This window comes from Microbacterium marinum, assembly GCF_014204835.1.
Classification (GTDB): domain Bacteria; phylum Actinomycetota; class Actinomycetes; order Actinomycetales; family Microbacteriaceae; genus Microbacterium; species Microbacterium marinum.
Map to the genome: position 1 here is coordinate 2,976,071 of NZ_JACHMD010000001.1, position 14,497 is coordinate 2,990,567.

Consider the following 14,497-nt stretch of genomic DNA (forward strand, 5'->3'; position numbering starts at 1 on the left):
CTGCTCTTAACGCGGAGTGCGGTTCTCGGCGCTGACCATCCAGGCGTACTGCTCGAGAGTCTCGAGGATCTCGTGGAGGATGTCGGCACTCGTCGGGTCTTCTTCGTCGACGTCGTCGTGCACGTCGCGGCAGGTCCCGATCGTCGCCTCGAGGCGTTCGGTGATCAGGTCGATGACGTCGGTGGTCAGCACCTCGCCGTGGGGGAACTCCGGCAGCGTCGTCTGCTCGGCGACGGTGTCGCTGCGCCCGTCGGGCACGGCGTGGAGGGCTCGCATGCGTTCGGCGACGGTGTCGCTGAAGCCGCGCGCGGCGTCGATGATCTCGTCGAGCTGCACGTGGGTGTCGCGGAAGTTCTTCCCGACCACGTTCCAGTGCGCCTGCTTGCCCTGCGAGGCGAGTTCGAGCAGATCGACCAGAACCTTCTGGAGGTTGTCGCTGAGCGCCTGCGATGCGGAGAATCCGCGTTCGGCGTTCTGCTCGTCGGTCAGGCGGGCTCCGGAAGCGCGTCGGTTGTTGCGCGGGGTGGAGTCGGTCTTCTTCTGCGTCGTCGTGGCCACGGGGGTCCCTTCTCTCACAGGTGTGTGTTTGTGATGTGAACGCTAGACGCCCGGCGGGTTGGCGGCATCGGGGTTGCGCCCATCAGAGCCCGGTGATAACTGCCAGATAACCAGTCGGGGCGAGCGCGTCAAGCCCCGCACGGATCGCGCCGGTGGACGCGAAGCTGTGCGGTGGAGGACCCATGCCGCACACCCCTGCCTCGAGCGCGCTCGAGGCCTCCCCGCTCGATTCCGTCCCAGTCGATGCCGACGTTGCCGAGATCCTCCGCGTCGCCGCGCACGCGAGCGGGGAACTGCCGCTTCCCGGGCGCGGTCAGACGCTCGTCCTCTGGGATGCCCTCGCCGGCCTCGCTGCACGGAGCGTCGAAGCCGCTCGCATCGTGGAACCGCACCTCGATGCGATCGCGATCCTCGCCCAGGCCCGTGCGGACGGCGCCGACCTCGGGCGGCTGGACGGGATGTCGGATGCCGCTTCTCCCGCGACCTGGGGCGTGTTCGCCGCCGAGGGCGCGGGAGTGCACTTGCAGGCTCGTCGGGAGTCCGACGGCTGGCGCCTGTCCGGCACCAAGCCGTGGTGCTCGCTCGCGGGAACGCTCAGCCACGCGTTGGTCACGGCCTGGGTCGACGACGAGCACCGGCAGCTGTTCGCCGTGAACCTCCGCGACCCCGGCGTGCGCCCCCGCACCGGCCCGTGGGTCTCGCGCGGACTGCAACGCGTCGTCAGCGCACCCGTCGACTTCGACGCGGCACCGGTCCAGCCGATCGGCGACATCGGGTGGTACCTGCACCGACCCGGCTTCAGCTGGGGCGGCATCGGCGTCGCCGCGATCTGGTGGGGCGGTGCGGCACCGCTCGTGACGGCCATCGCGGATGCCGCACGCAGCGAGCGTGCCGATCAGGCCGCGCACGTCTACGCCGGACGGGCGGATGCCGCGCAGTGGACCGCCCGGCTCGCTCTCGAACACGCCGCGGCGCGGATCGACGCCGGCGCCGACCCGGCCGCATCGAAGCTCTTGGCGGCTCGTGTGCGTGCCGTCGTGGCCGACGCCGCGGAGGAGATCATCGCCCTGGCCGATCGCGCGCTCGGCCCGGCACCGCTGACGACCGATGCCGCCCATGCCGGCCGCGTCGCGGATCTCCGGATCTACCTCCGTCAGCATCACGCCGAGCGTGATCTGGCGCGACTGGGAGTTGCGGCGGTGCGATCGTGAGCGTCGCGTTCGATCACCGTGACCCCGGGACGCCCGAGACGTCGTGGCGCTCCGTCGACATCGACGCCGAGCCTCTCAGCCTCACCCAGTCGCGTCTGGTCGTCGTGGCCGCGCACCCCGACGATGAGACCCTGGGCGCCGGCGGGCTCCTCGCGACCGCAGCCGCAGCCGGCCTCGACATCACCGTGATCGTCGCGACCGACGGCGAGGCCGCCGATCCCGAGCGGCGTGGAGCCGGTCTGGAACGACGTCGAGAGCTGACCGCCGCCCTGTACCGACTGGCGCCACGCGCCCGCGTCCGGCATCTCGCGCTCCCTGACGGGGGCCTGCGGGAGAACACCCGTCGGCTGATTTCCCTGCTCACCGCCGAGCTCGCCACGTTCGACCCCGACGACACCCTCATCGCCGTGACGTGGTGGGGCGACGGTCACCGCGATCATCGGGTGCTGGGAGAGACCGTCCGTTCGATCGCGCACGGTGCTCGCGTCATCGGCATCCCGATCTGGTACTGGCACTGGGGCGACCCGGCATCCCCCGATCCCGGTCCCTGGCAGCGTCTCGCCCTGACTCCGCGCGCGATCGCCGCGAAGTCGGCTGCGATCGCGGAGCACTCCTCGCAGCAGGGCGGCGATCGTGACGACCCGATCCTGCACGGCAGCATGCTCGCCCACTTCCAACGCGATCATGAGCTCTTCATCGACGCGGGGAGTGCGGCGCCGGAACCCTCGGTGGATCCCGAGCGCTTCGAGGAGTACTTCCGGACGCACGACGATCCGTGGGGATTCGACTCACGCTGGTACGAGCAGCGCAAGCGCGCCCTGCTCACGGCGACCCTCCCGAGGCGGCGCTTCTCCCGGACCCTCGAACTCGGGTGCGCGACGGGGGCGCTGACGGCCGAACTGGCGGCACGTTCCGACGAGATCGTGGCCGTCGACGCCTCCCCCACAGCCGTCGCCCGCGCGCGCGACCGCGTGCCCGAGGCGATCGTCGAGGAGCGGGTGCTCCCGGGAGACTGGCCCGAGGGCACATGGGATCTCGTGGTGCTGTCGGAGCTCGGCTACTACTGGTCTCACGACGATCTGACGACGGCGGTGAAACGCATCGTCGAGGGGCTGCGGGAGGACGGGGTGGTGATCGCGTGCCACTGGCGGCGCACGATCCCCGACGCCGTGCTGGATGCCGCAGCGGTGCACCGGGCCATCGGGCGCAGCGGGCTGCAGCGCCTCGCCCGGCACGTCGAGGAGGATTTCATCCTCGAGGCCTGGACCCCTTACGGCGTCCCCTCGGTCGCCGCGGCGGAGGGCCTCGCGTGAGCCGCCGGATCGATGCGCTCGTGGTCGTGGTGCCGGCGCACAACGAGGAGGAACTCCTCGCGTCGTGTCTCGCCTCGCTTGAGATCGCGACACTCGCCGCTCGCGGCGTGGTGGAGCGGATCGAGGTGGTGGTCGTCCTCGACGCCTGCACGGACGATTCCGCGGAGATCGCGCGGGCGGCGGGGGTGCGCGTCGTGGAGACCGACGCTCGGAGTGTCGGCGTCGCACGGGCGGCCGGCGTCGCCGCCGGGCTCGGAGAGCTCGTCGACGTCGGCCACCGACACGTCTGGACGGCTCACACGGATGCGGACTCCTCCGTGCCGCCGCATTGGCTCACCCACCAGCTCGCCCTCGCACGCCGCGGCGCGCACGCGGTGGTCGGCACGGTCCGCCCGAACTTCGACGACCTCAGTCCCGAGCAGACGGAGGCGTGGTGGGCGACCCATACCCCGGGGACGGCGAACGGCCACGTGCACGGTGCCAACCTCGGCCTCCGCGCCGACGTCCTCCTGCGCGCCGGTGGATTCCCCGGCATCCCCGCACACGAAGACGTGCGGCTCATGGACCGCGTGCGGTCAGCGGGCGCACGCGTCGTGGCCTCGGATGCCGCGTGGGTCCGAACCAGCGGGCGCGCGCAGGGCCGTGCCCCCGAGGGTTACGCACGCTACCTGCGCGAAGACCTCACCGCTGCTGTGGCGGCCGAGGCGCAGCTCCCTCGGGAGATCTCTCTCCTGTAGGCAACGCCGCCGCACTCGTGCGAGTCAGAGGCGCCGGGCGATCTCGTCGAACTCGTCGCTGGTGAGGGCGATGCCCGCCTGACCGAGGCGCTCGGCCAGCAGTGCACGGGCGTCGACGTCATCGTGACCAGTGACGTCGGCTCGTGTCTGAACCAGGACGCCCTCGATCTTCTCGGAGACGTCCGCCCGGTTCTGCGACATGGCGGGCAGATCCTGCATCCGATCGCCGGCTCGGTCGGACTGCGTGTCGCTCACCGAGATGGCATCCGTCGGCTCATGCTGGCCGTAGTGGTCGCCCGGTCGTGCCTGCGCGGGGGTTTCGCGGGTGATGTCCTTCTGGTCGTCGTCCATGACATCACTGTGCGACGTGGCCGCCAGGCACGACAAGGCCTTGACCTGTGCCGATGCCGCGTCTATCGCACGTCAGCTGCGGGGGCGGAGAGTGGGACCGGTCCACTCCGGCGGCGGACCGGCGATCTCGGGGTCGAGCACGTCGACGGCGGTCTCACTCGGCGGATCGTGCGGCTCGGGGGTCGGGACCACGGCGATGGGCACCCCGGGCGAGATGGAGAGATATGCGGGCCGGGGCTGACCCTCGCCGTCGTTCACCTCGAGCCAATGGTGCCCGGCGAGGATTCCCGCCCGGATCTCTTCGTGCACATCCTCGAGGGAGCGGTTGCCGATGCTGAACCACTGGCCACCGTACGAGATGTCGATGCGCTTCATCGGGTCTGCCTCCGTCGGGCTACGGCGTGCACTGGTTTGATTGACCAACATCGCCCAGAGTCGTCGATGCACCAAGTCCTTGACAGCCGGATGCGCGTCGAGTACCCCGCTCAGATGGCTGCGAGCGGCGGACGATGGGCGATGGTCACCGGCTTGCGACGCCGTGATGTCTCCGCGTTCACGCGAGCGGCTGCGGCGCGAAGGATGTCGTCGAGACTTTCGAAGCTCACGGCGCTGCGACCACCGCGCACCCAGGTCACGCGGTATCGCTCACCTTTCCGTTCGACGTATGCGAGGACGCTCTCCGCGTCGTTCGGTGACACCGACGTATCGCACACCCGCCAGGCACCTTCGCCCAGGGGATGGATGCGGATGCGATCAGCCGGGTCCGGGGGCATGGTGACGACCTCCATGAATATCGCGGGAGTCGCTCGTCGGTGAGCGTCTCGATGACCGCGGTGTCATCACACCCTCCGTCGGCGGATGCCCACCACAGAGGGGCTTGACAACGCATTTCATGGCTGTTCACGCCCCGGAGATATAGCAGGGCCGAACTCGGAAAGTCAATGCCTCTCACCTGACCGCCATGCTCGTTTAGCGTGTTCGTGCAAGGTAAGTAGGCGGCACGGTCGAGACGAAAGGTGTTCGGGTCACCGATCAACTCCCACGCTTATGAACAGGCCCCGGCGATCGGGCTTATCGCCGGGGCCTTCCCTTGTCCGGTTCGCATCAGGTGGTCAACCCCCTCCGTGGCGATGAGCTCGGCGCTTAGCGTCGTGGCATCCGTGAGAAGGAGGAGACATGACCGACCACCGCGACCAGCATGATCCGACCAAACCGATTCCCGGGGGCGAACTGCCCGATGAGGACCCCATCGAGGCGGCGTCAGACGCTGCAGCGCATGACGAAGGCGTTCCCGTCGAGGGCATCGAACCGGGTGTCGATCCCGACTCGGCCGACTCGAGTTCTGCCCTGAATCGCAAGGACTGATCGAACGGCGCGCGTCACTCCAGCGCGAGTGTCGCGTATTCGGTGGCGCGCGCGGCGACCGAGTCGACGTAGGCCGTCAGCGGGTTGTACCGCAGGATGGCTGCCCGCCATGCTTCGGTCCCGTCCATCGAGCCCGATTGACACAGGTACCGGGCGGCGGCGAGTGCCGCGTCGTCGATGTGATTGGGGTCGCGGACCCCGTCGAGGTTGCCGTCTGCCCCCCAGTGCCGCCAGGTCTCCGGAATGAATTGCAGGGGACCGACCGCTCGATCCCAGACATCGTCGCCGTCCCACGCTCCACCGTCGGTGTCGGGGATCGCAGCGACGCCGTCGCCGTTCAACGCTGGCCCGACGATGCGCGGGCTGACCCATCCGTCGGAGGCGAGGACGGACGAACCGTGACTGCCGTGCCCGGACTCCACCGACCCGATGCCGGCGAGCGTGTTCCAGGCGATTCCGCAGTCCGGCTGCTCCGCCGCGAGAGTCAGGTCGGCGCTCGCGTACGCCTGAAGTGCGCGGGACGGGATGCCGGTGACCTCGGCGACCCGCTCGACCCATTGCGGGTCCGGCACACGAACCGCGAGCTCGTCCGACGGCTCCCCCTCTCCCGCGGCTGCACCGGACGCGGCCTGCGCGGGAGGCGCGGGCAGTGGCGCGCGCACAGGAGCGACCTCCTCGTTGTCGGTCACGAGGCCCGCATAGTGCACAGCAAGGATCGTCAGCGCGGCCAGCGGCAACAGTGCGGCGATGAATGCCGCGCCACGCGTGAGGGAACGCCAGCGCCGCCTGCGTGAGCGGGAGCGTCTCCGTGTGCGCGCCATGCTGCCTTCCTCTGCGACCGACGGCACAGCGTACCCCGCGGAGGCGTCGGAAGACTGGGCGCCGCCACCGCGCTCCGCGCCGCCTAGCGACGTTGTGCAGGCAGGAACACCGCGCGCCCGAGCCGGAACGCGACATACGCTGCGGCGACCCAGGGGCCCACCACCAGCACCGGGTCGAGCCAGGTGTGCTTCAGATCGACCCGACCCTGACCCAGTCGAGAAGCCACCGGACGCCGTCCGAGTTCTCCCCGCACGCCCGACTGCGTCACCGGTTCGTCCGGTCGACGGCTGAACAGAGAGCGGAGGTGAGCGCCCGCCGCCTCCACCCTGTCGCCGGCGACGAGGAGCATCCAGTGCGCGGTCTGAGCTTCGCTGTACCTCGTGTAAGCGAGCCGCCGGATCGCGCCGGACACCCCGTGCAACGGCTGCGCCGTTCCGAAAACGGGCGTGAGTCGCTCGTGCTCGATGGACCGTTCACGTCCGGCGCCGTGCGGCTGCTGCTCGGGAAGCGTCCATCGCGCTCCCGTGTCGATGCCCGGCTGCTCGCGGGGGAACGCGGGACGGTCGGCGGGGTCGAGATCGGCACCCCAGCCCGGGATGCGGCGACGCAGCTCCTCGGGGTCGGGAACAGCACCGGGCTTGTCTGCGGTGTAAGGCATGTCTCCTCCTCTTGCTCCGGTCAGGCGCCGAATGTGACGAGCGGCTTGATGATCCCGTCGAGCTTCGACGAGAAGACGTGATAGCCCTCGGCGATGTCGTCGAGCTCGAAGCGGTGCGTGATGAGGTCGCGCGGGGCGATGTGGCCGGCCCGGATGTGCTCCAGCAGCCGGGGCCATTGACGCTTCACCGGCGCCTGATTCGCCCGTATCGTGAGCCCCTTGTTCATGGCGTCGCCGAACTTGATGGCGCTGAACAGCGGTCCGTAGGCGCCCATCACCGAGATGGTCCCACCCTTCCGGACCGCATCGATGGCCCAGTTCAGCGCCACCGGCGATCCGCCCTGGAGCTTGAGCTTCGCGGCTGTCACGTGCTGGAGCACATGGCCGTCCGCCTCCGCGCCGACCGCGTCGATCACCGCGTCTGCCCCGAGGCCGTCGGTCATCTTCTTGAGAGCCAGAACGATGTCGGATTCCCGGCCGAAGTGCACGGTCTCGGCGAAGGCGAACTCCGCGGCCTTCTCTAGGCGGTCCGGGATGTGGTCCACGACGATGACCCGGCCCGCACCCATCAGCCAGCACGAGCGCGCCGCCGCGAGGCCGACGGGACCCGCCCCCAGCACCACGACCGTGTCGCCTTCCGTGATGTCGGCGAGCTGTGAACCGAAGTATCCCGTCGAGAACGCATCGGTCAGCAGGAGCGCGTCCTCCGAAGCGATGTCGCCGGGGATCACCATGGGCCCCACGTCGGCGAACGGCACACGGACGAGCTCCGCCTGACCACCGTCGTATCCGCCCGTCGAGTGCGAGTAGCCGTAGATGCCGCCGATCGCGGTGGCGTTCGCGTTCACGTTGTGGCAGTTCGAGTAGAGCCCCCGCGCGCAGAAGAAACACGACCCGCAGGAGATGTTGAACGGCACCATGACGCGGTCCCCGACCGACAGGTTCTGCACGGACGGGCCCACCTGCTCGACGCGGCCGACGAACTCGTGGCCGAACGTGTGGCCCACCCGGGTGTCGGGCATCATGCCGTGGTAGAGGTGCAGGTCGGAGCCGCAGATCGATGCGAGCTCGACCCTCACGATCGCGTCGTTGGGGTGGACGATCACGGGATCGGGTTTGCTGTCGACGCGGATCTTGTAGGGCCCGCGATAGGTCATCGCCTTCATCAGTCCTCCTGGGGTCCCGGCGAGCCTCGCGGGGATGACAGGAGGAAGGGAGGGGCTTGCGCCCGCGTCTTCGACGTGTCAGTCGCGGACGTCGTCGCCCCAACTTGAACCGATACCCCACACGGCCCGGGACGAACCCGGGAGGGGGAACGTTTTCTCACGTAGGCTCGGACGCACCGCATCGACGTCGAGAGGGAGCAGGATGCCGCACGGCGACCACATCATCGTTCTTCCCGGAGGCGGGTACGAGCGTCACGCCGACCACGAGGGCGAGCCCGTCGCGCAGTGGCTGCGCGACCTGGGGCTGACCGCGAGTGTCTTCGCCTACCCCGTCCGCACCCGCCACCCCGAACCGCTGCGCGCCATCCGCGGGGCGATCACCGCCGCGCGGTCGCAGGGCGCGACCCGAGTCGGACTGCTCGGCTTCTCGGCGGGCGGGCACGCGGCCGCCTTCGCGGCGGTGGCGCCGGGTGCGACACCCGACGAGCGGGTGGACCTGGCGATCACCGCGTACCCCGTCGTGTCCATGGAGCTCGACTCCCATCGAGGGTCGCGCGTCCAACTGCTCGGCGATGACGCCGCGCCGATCCTGCGCACGCAGACCTCCGCCGACCGCCTCGTCACCGCGGACACGCCGCCCTTCTTCATCTGGCACACCGCCGACGATGAGGCTGTGCCGGTCGCGCACTCCCTGCTTCTCGCCTCAGCCCTGTCGGCGCAGAGCGTCCCCTACGAGCTCCACGTCTACGAGAGCGGTGTGCACGGCCTCGGTCTCGCACCCGACGCCGGCACCGCCGAGGGCTGGACCACGGCGTGCGAGCAGTGGCTGCGGGCGCGCGGCTGGATCGACTGACTTCTCACAGGATCGCGCGTAGCTCGTCGGCGAGCGATGCGGCGCGCTCCGACCCGGCATCCGCGATGCCGATCGCGTACCGGAAGGTCGCGGTGCCGCCGACGGGGATCTCGAGTTCGTCGCTGAAGAACGGTGCCGGATTCAGTCCGGCGAATTCCTCCGAGCGGGCGAACCACTGCGGCGGGTGGTTCGGGTTGTCCGCACCGTCGACCATGACGACGAGCGACGTCGCATCGATAACGTCGTGCCGGCCGGCGAAACCCATCCACTCGGAGCGGCGGCCGCGGAACTCCGCGCCCGTCCCCTCTCCCGTCGCCGTGACCAAAACGCCGTCGGTGAAGGAGCGGGGTCCGCGCCAGAAGAGCCCACCGTACCCGGCGTTCTCGCGACCTCGCGTCGTGGGCGAGCCGAGCGCGATCGCGGCATCCGTGTCGTTGGTCATGCCGATCTCGATCGTGAGGGCCCACGCGTCGCCGCCCAGCAGTCGCGCCGTGAGGGTGCGGTCCTCGGTGAAGAGGCGCGCGCCGGCCTGGGCCGTCCAGTCGAGCGTGTGGCCGAACCGTGCCACGCCGTCGACCACCGTCGCCTCGCTCACCGCGCGGTGGACCTGGGCGCCGTTGTTCGGGAGCTGGCGGTAGCCCTCGCCGCGGAGATACGTGGGCCCGCCCCAGAAGTTCTCGTCACCCACGACGGGCAGCGACCAGGCGAGCCCTTTGTGCCACACGTGATCCCAGGGGCGGAACAGCGTGACGACGTGGCCCGCCCTGGTCCGCAGCGGGTCGAGGTACGGCTTCGGCGATTCGAGTTGGGGGGAATCCGGGACGATCACGTACCGCCCGAGTTCGAGATTCCCCGCCCGGAAGGATGCCGAGGTCTCATCGACCTCGAGGTCGAGGCGAGGCGATGAGGTCATGAGCGGTTCTCCTGGTCGGCGAACGCGATGCCCGCGGAGTCGAGCGCCGCGAGTGCGACATCGAGGACTGCGGCGCTGTGATCGAGTCGGCGGTCGCGCTCGACGATGTCGTGCTCGCCGATCATGCGCGTGAAGGCCCGGAATTCCTCGACCATCCGATGCTCGTGCGCGTTCCGATCGATGATCTCGACTTCTTCGCCGCGCAGGTGCAGCTCGACCGTGGGGATGACGTTCGGAGCGCCGTTGACGACGATCGAACCCTCGGTCCCTTGGATCTTCGTTCGCGACGGACCCGGCGAATCCTTCGCGCACACGCAGACCGCGGTGAGGTCGCCGTAGCGGAGAGTCACGACGCCCGAGGTGTCCACGCCCCGTTCCATGTGCGCGGCGTAGTCCACAGACTCGGGACAGCCGAGCAGCCCGACCACGATGTGAAGCGTGTAGATGCCGAGATCGAGGAGCGCTCCGCCGCCCATCGCCGGATCGAACGCGGGCAGAACCTTTCCCTCCCGGAACGCGTCGTATCGCGACGAGTACTGCGAGTACTCGCACTGGACGACGCGCAGATCGCCGAGCCTGCCCACGTTCTGGCGGATCCATTCGACGTTGGAGAGGTACTGATTGCTGATCGCCTCGACGAGGATGAGGTCGCGCTCCGTCGCCAGCTGTCGGAGTTCGGCGAGCTCGGCCGCGCGCAGGACGAACGGCTTCTCGCAGATGACGTTCTTCCCGGCCAGGAGCGCCCGTCGGGCGTGATCGAAGTGCAGCGCGTTGGGCAGCGCGATCCAGACGGTGTCCACCTCGGGATCGGCGAGGCACTCGTCGTAGTCGGTGTGAGCGGTGGGGATGCCGAACTCGGCGGCCAGCCGATCGAGTTTCTCGCGACTGCGCGGTGTGCCGAGGATGGCGGTGACGGTGAGCCCCTCGACCGCCGATGCGTGCGGGAGGAAGTCGGCGACGATCTGACCGGCGCCGATGACAGCGAGCTTCACGGGTTCAGAGCGCCATTCCGATGGCCAGCGCCACGATGCCCAGGAGCGGCGGGACCAGCTGCTTCAGGGCTGCGCTCGTCTTCGTGCGGTCGGAGAGGAGCAGAACGAGGCCGGCGGCGACCATCGACCCGGCGCCGACGAACACCAGAGTGGCGCCGACCGCTTTCCACCCGATCGCGACGAACACGATGCCGAGCACGATCTCGATCGCGAGGAAGAGGTTGTAGAACCCCTGGTTGAACGCGAGTGGCTTGGTGACCTCGGCGGTTCGCTGATCGGTGCCGAAGGTCTTCTGCGCGGCCTTTCCGGTCCACGCGATCGACTCGAGGAAGAAGATGTACACGTGGATGGCGGCGGCGACGGCTGCCAGCACGAGCCCGACGATGATCATCCCGTCATCATCCCACTCCGCCCGGTGGCCTGCCGCCTCGCTTTCCGCGCGGCTGAACTGCCTTCATGAGTCTCACAATCTCAGATACTCATTTCGTTGCGCGCTCGCCGCGTTGGAAAAGCCTCGCAAACATCTTTCGCCACTCTTTTAGATCAGAACGCTGCTCGGTACTCGTCCCCGCTCGAGGTTCTCGCCGTCCAACGATTCGCGCTCTCGTCTCCCAGTGTTTTCAGGGGATACCGGGCCAAGAAGTTCTGCGGAGACGGCGGGATTTGAACCCTCGGTCCCCTTACAGGGACTCCACCTGGCAGGGTGGAGCCCTGCGGGTACTCACCGTCGCGTGAGGCGCTCGAGTACTTCGATCACGTGCTCATATGGCCGGTCGGTCGCGCGGCTCATGCCGATCTCGCACGTGCGGTTGGCCGACACGTACGCATCGAAGCCACCGAGATCGTCCGCCGCTGCCGCGACCTCGAACGCCTCCACGTCGGTCGCACTCGCGGTGAGCTCGGGGTGCAGCATCCCTCGGTCGCCGGCGAAGGCGCAGCATCCCCACCCTTCGGGGACGAAGACGGTGTCGGCCACGGCATACGCCAGCGCCGTGAGCGCGCCGGTGGCACCGAGCGCGGTGGTCGAGCATGTCGGGTGCACGGCGATGCGGTCGAGCTTGGCCGATACCTCCACTTTCGGGAGCACCTCGCGCGCCACGTAGGTCGTCGCGTCTTCGATCACCAGGGACGCGTACTCCGGATGCGCGGCTGCGGCCTTGGCGAGCATGACATGGAGTCCCTCGGTGCAGGATGCCGCATCGCACACGACCGGGAGCTCGCCGCCACGACTGGCGCTCCAGAGCAAGGAGAGCACGCGGTCGGTCATCCGGTCATATCCGGACAGGTACCCCTTCGACTTCCAGGGCGTCCCGCAGCAGAGCCCACCAGCATCCTGCGGGACGACGAAAGGGATGTCGGCGCGCGACAGTAGCTCGCGCAGGGCGTCCCTCGAGCCGATTCCGTGATCCTCCGGGCCGAACATCGTGCCGATGCACGCGCCGAACAGCACGACCTCGGCGTCCGCCGGGCTGTCCGCCCGAAGCGGCTTCGATCCGCCACCCGGCAGCCCCGCGTCATACAGGGGAACGATGTCGGCACCGAGCACGGCGCGTCCAACCTTGGTCACCCCGGTGACGAGCGGTGCAGGAAGCGCATCGGCCACGGTGAGCGCGAGTCCGCCGGCGCGCGCGGCCGCTCTCCACCCCTTGGCGGCGACATCCCAGAGGCCGTCCGCGACGGACGACGCCTGCTCGGCGCGCAGCCGCCGCACGAGGTCACCGGTATTGATGTCGACGGGGCAAGCGACACCGCACATGCCGTCGACCGCGCATGTCTGCACACCGTCGTAGTCGTAATCGACGCGGAGCTCCTTCACGAGCTCAGTGTCACCCTGCTCCTCCGCCCAGGCCATGTCGCGGCGGAGCACGATCCGCTGCCGCGGGGTGAGCGTGAGGCTCTTGCTGGGGCAGGTCGGCTCGCAGTACCCGCATTCGACGCAGCGGTCGACCTCCTTCTCGACGGTTGGCACGCGCTTGAGGTCCTTCAGGTACGACTCCGGATCCTCCGACAGCACGACTCCCGGATTCAGAATGCCGTCGGGGTCGAGCAGCTTCTTGATGCCCCACATGAGGTCGGTGAGCTCGTCGCCGTACTGGCGCCGCACGAACGGCGCCATGATGCGGCCGGTGCCGTGCTCTGCCTTGAGCGACCCCTGCTGACCGAGCACGAGCTCGACGAGGTCGTCCGTGAAGCGCCGGTAGCGCGCGATGCTGTCGGCATCGTCGAAGCGCTCGTTCAGGAGGAAGTGCACGTTGCCGTCCTTGGCGTGTCCGAAGATCACCGAGCCGTCGTACCCGTGCTCCTCGAACAGCTCGATCAGCCGCTCGCACGTGAACAGCAGACGGTCCACCGGCACGACGATGTCCTCCAGCAGCGCGGTCGTGCCGGACGGGCGCGCACCCGCGACCGCCGTATAAAGACCCTTGCGGACGTGCCAGAGCGCCGCGCGTTCCGCAGCATCCGTCGTGAGCCCGGCCTCGACGACCAGCGGAAGGGCGCGCATGTGCGACAGCACGATGTCGGCGCCGTGCACGAGAGCATCCGCGTCCGCCGCGTGCACCTCGACGAGGAGCGCCGCATGCTGATCCACCGGGATGTCGGCGATCGCGCGCGGCACGTCGCTGAGCCCCTGCGCGACGCGCAGCGAGGCGGCATCCAGCAGTTCGATCGTTGCGAGCCCGAGCTCGACGAGCCGGGGGAGGGCGGCCATGGCGTCCGACAGCGTCTCGAACACGAGCAGACCGGTCGCGATCGCCGGGCGCACCTCGATCGTGCGGAACCTCGCCTCTGCGACGAAGGCTAGCGTGCCCTCAGAGCCGATGACGAGGTGCTCAAGGATCTTCACCGGGTCGTCGAAGTCGAGCAGCGCGTTGATGCCGTAACCCATCGTGTTCTTCATCGAGAACTGCCGGCGCACGAACTCGACGCGCTCCGGCGAGGCGAGCAGCCGCTCCCGCAGGGCGAGCAGTCCCTCCGCGATCGCCGGCTCGACGGCGGTCAGCGTCTCGATCGCGTCGGGAGCACCGGTGTCGAGGACGGTTCCGCTGGGCAGCACGAGTAGCAGCGACTCGACGGTGCGGTAGGAGTTCTCCACGGTGCCGCAGGCCATGCCGCTGGAGTTGTTCGCGATCACACCGCCGATCGTGCAGGCGATCTCGCTGGCCGGATCCGGACCGAGCTTGCGACCGAAACGCGCGAGGCGCGTGTTGACCTGGCGCACGGTCGCACCCGGACCGACTCGGACGATGCGCGCGTCATCCTCGACCGCGATGTTCCGGAACGCGCTGCGAGTGTCGACGAGGATGTCCCCGCTCACCCCCTGGCCGGACAGGCTCGTGCCTCCCGAGCGGAACGTCAGCGTACGGCCGGCCGCGCGGACCGCGCGGAAGACATCCGCCACATCGGATGCCGAGGACGGCGAGAGCACGGCGTCAGGGACCAGGAGGTAGTGCGAGGCGTCATGAGCCTGCGCGAACCGATCGATCGACCGATCCTTCACCTCGGTCGAGGGCGACAGGAGTGCGCGATCCAGCGGGAAGGTGAGCGACGTCCGCACGG

16 protein-coding genes are annotated in these 14,497 nt (G+C 69.2%); 5 read left to right on the forward strand and 11 right to left on the reverse strand.

What is annotated here, in order from left to right; genetic code table 11:
• Positions 1–6 precede the first annotated feature (6 nt).
• Positions 7–558 (reverse strand): ferritin-like domain-containing protein, encoded by a 552-nt coding sequence (locus BKA24_RS14710; RefSeq protein WP_184219895.1) that lies wholly within the window; start codon positions 556–558, stop codon positions 7–9.
• A gap of 182 nt (positions 559–740) precedes the next feature.
• On the opposite strand from BKA24_RS14710, the gene BKA24_RS14715 reads away from it, so the two are divergent.
• Genes BKA24_RS14715 through BKA24_RS14725 form a run of 3 tightly spaced genes read left to right on the forward strand, consistent with a single transcriptional unit; the run spans position 741 to position 3,819 of the window.
• Positions 741–1,769, forward strand: a complete 1,029-nt coding sequence (locus tag BKA24_RS14715) for an acyl-CoA dehydrogenase family protein (RefSeq protein ID WP_184219898.1) — start codon at positions 741–743, stop codon at positions 1,767–1,769.
• On the forward strand, positions 1,766–3,082 hold the full coding sequence (locus tag BKA24_RS14720; protein WP_184219901.1) for a PIG-L family deacetylase: 1,317 nt from the start codon (positions 1,766–1,768) through the stop codon (positions 3,080–3,082). Before BKA24_RS14715 ends, BKA24_RS14720 begins: the two co-directional genes overlap by 4 nt.
• On the forward strand, positions 3,079–3,819 hold the full coding sequence (locus tag BKA24_RS14725) for a glycosyltransferase family 2 protein (protein ID WP_343066139.1): 741 nt from the start codon (positions 3,079–3,081) through the stop codon (positions 3,817–3,819). Before BKA24_RS14720 ends, BKA24_RS14725 begins: the two co-directional genes overlap by 4 nt.
• A gap of 24 nt (positions 3,820–3,843) precedes the next feature.
• Here the strand turns inward: BKA24_RS14725 and BKA24_RS15660 are convergent, their stop codons facing one another.
• The 3 genes from BKA24_RS15660 to BKA24_RS14740 all read right to left on the reverse strand — a co-directional run bounded on the left by BKA24_RS15660 (position 3,844) and on the right by BKA24_RS14740 (position 4,868).
• Positions 3,844–4,170: a hypothetical protein gene (locus tag BKA24_RS15660; RefSeq protein ID WP_246367112.1), complete on the reverse strand. Its 327-nt coding sequence runs from the start codon at positions 4,168–4,170 to the stop codon at positions 3,844–3,846.
• Positions 4,171–4,242: 72 nt separating this feature from the next.
• On the reverse strand, positions 4,243–4,545 hold the full coding sequence (locus BKA24_RS14735) for a hypothetical protein (protein ID WP_184219904.1): 303 nt from the start codon (positions 4,543–4,545) through the stop codon (positions 4,243–4,245).
• A 110-nt stretch (positions 4,546–4,655) separates the two neighbouring features.
• The gene (locus BKA24_RS14740) at positions 4,656–4,868 is read right to left on the reverse strand and encodes a hypothetical protein (RefSeq protein ID WP_184219908.1); all 213 of its coding nucleotides are present in this window, start codon (positions 4,866–4,868) and stop codon (positions 4,656–4,658) included.
• A gap of 478 nt (positions 4,869–5,346) precedes the next feature.
• Here BKA24_RS14740 and BKA24_RS14745 point away from each other — a divergent pair, with 478 nt between their 5' ends.
• Positions 5,347–5,535, forward strand: a complete 189-nt coding sequence (locus BKA24_RS14745; RefSeq protein ID WP_184219911.1) for a hypothetical protein — start codon at positions 5,347–5,349, stop codon at positions 5,533–5,535.
• Positions 5,536–5,549: 14 nt separating this feature from the next.
• Here the strand turns inward: BKA24_RS14745 and BKA24_RS14750 are convergent, their stop codons facing one another.
• The 3 genes from BKA24_RS14750 to BKA24_RS14760 form a co-directional block, all read right to left on the reverse strand.
• Positions 5,550–6,356: a lytic transglycosylase domain-containing protein gene (locus BKA24_RS14750; RefSeq protein ID WP_184219914.1), complete on the reverse strand. Its 807-nt coding sequence runs from the start codon at positions 6,354–6,356 to the stop codon at positions 5,550–5,552.
• Positions 6,357–6,439: 83 nt separating this feature from the next.
• On the reverse strand, positions 6,440–7,015 hold the full coding sequence (locus BKA24_RS14755) for a hypothetical protein (RefSeq protein ID WP_184219917.1): 576 nt from the start codon (positions 7,013–7,015) through the stop codon (positions 6,440–6,442).
• Positions 7,016–7,035: 20 nt separating this feature from the next.
• A complete protein-coding gene (locus BKA24_RS14760) occupies positions 7,036–8,181 on the reverse strand; it encodes a zinc-dependent alcohol dehydrogenase (protein ID WP_184219920.1) in 1,146 nt (381 codons plus the stop codon).
• A 202-nt stretch (positions 8,182–8,383) separates the two neighbouring features.
• Here BKA24_RS14760 and BKA24_RS14765 point away from each other — a divergent pair, with 202 nt between their 5' ends.
• On the forward strand, positions 8,384–9,034 hold the full coding sequence (locus BKA24_RS14765; RefSeq protein ID WP_184219923.1) for an alpha/beta hydrolase: 651 nt from the start codon (positions 8,384–8,386) through the stop codon (positions 9,032–9,034).
• A 4-nt stretch (positions 9,035–9,038) separates the two neighbouring features.
• Here BKA24_RS14765 and BKA24_RS14770 read toward each other — a convergent pair whose 3' ends face one another.
• The 4 genes from BKA24_RS14770 to BKA24_RS14785 form a co-directional block, all read right to left on the reverse strand.
• Positions 9,039–9,947, reverse strand: a complete 909-nt coding sequence (locus BKA24_RS14770) for a DUF6807 domain-containing protein (RefSeq protein ID WP_184219926.1) — start codon at positions 9,945–9,947, stop codon at positions 9,039–9,041.
• The gene (locus BKA24_RS15665) at positions 9,944–10,939 is read right to left on the reverse strand and encodes a Gfo/Idh/MocA family oxidoreductase (protein ID WP_184219929.1); all 996 of its coding nucleotides are present in this window, start codon (positions 10,937–10,939) and stop codon (positions 9,944–9,946) included. Before BKA24_RS15665 ends, BKA24_RS14770 begins: the two co-directional genes overlap by 4 nt.
• A 4-nt stretch (positions 10,940–10,943) precedes the next feature.
• Complete coding sequence (locus BKA24_RS14780) at positions 10,944–11,330, reverse strand: DUF1304 domain-containing protein (protein ID WP_184219932.1); 387 nt, start codon at positions 11,328–11,330, stop codon at positions 10,944–10,946.
• Between the two features lie 330 nt (positions 11,331–11,660).
• Entirely contained in the window at positions 11,661–14,495 is a 2,835-nt protein-coding gene (locus BKA24_RS14785) for an FAD-linked oxidase C-terminal domain-containing protein (protein ID WP_184219935.1), read from the reverse strand.
• Between the last annotated feature and the right edge of the window lie 2 nt (positions 14,496–14,497).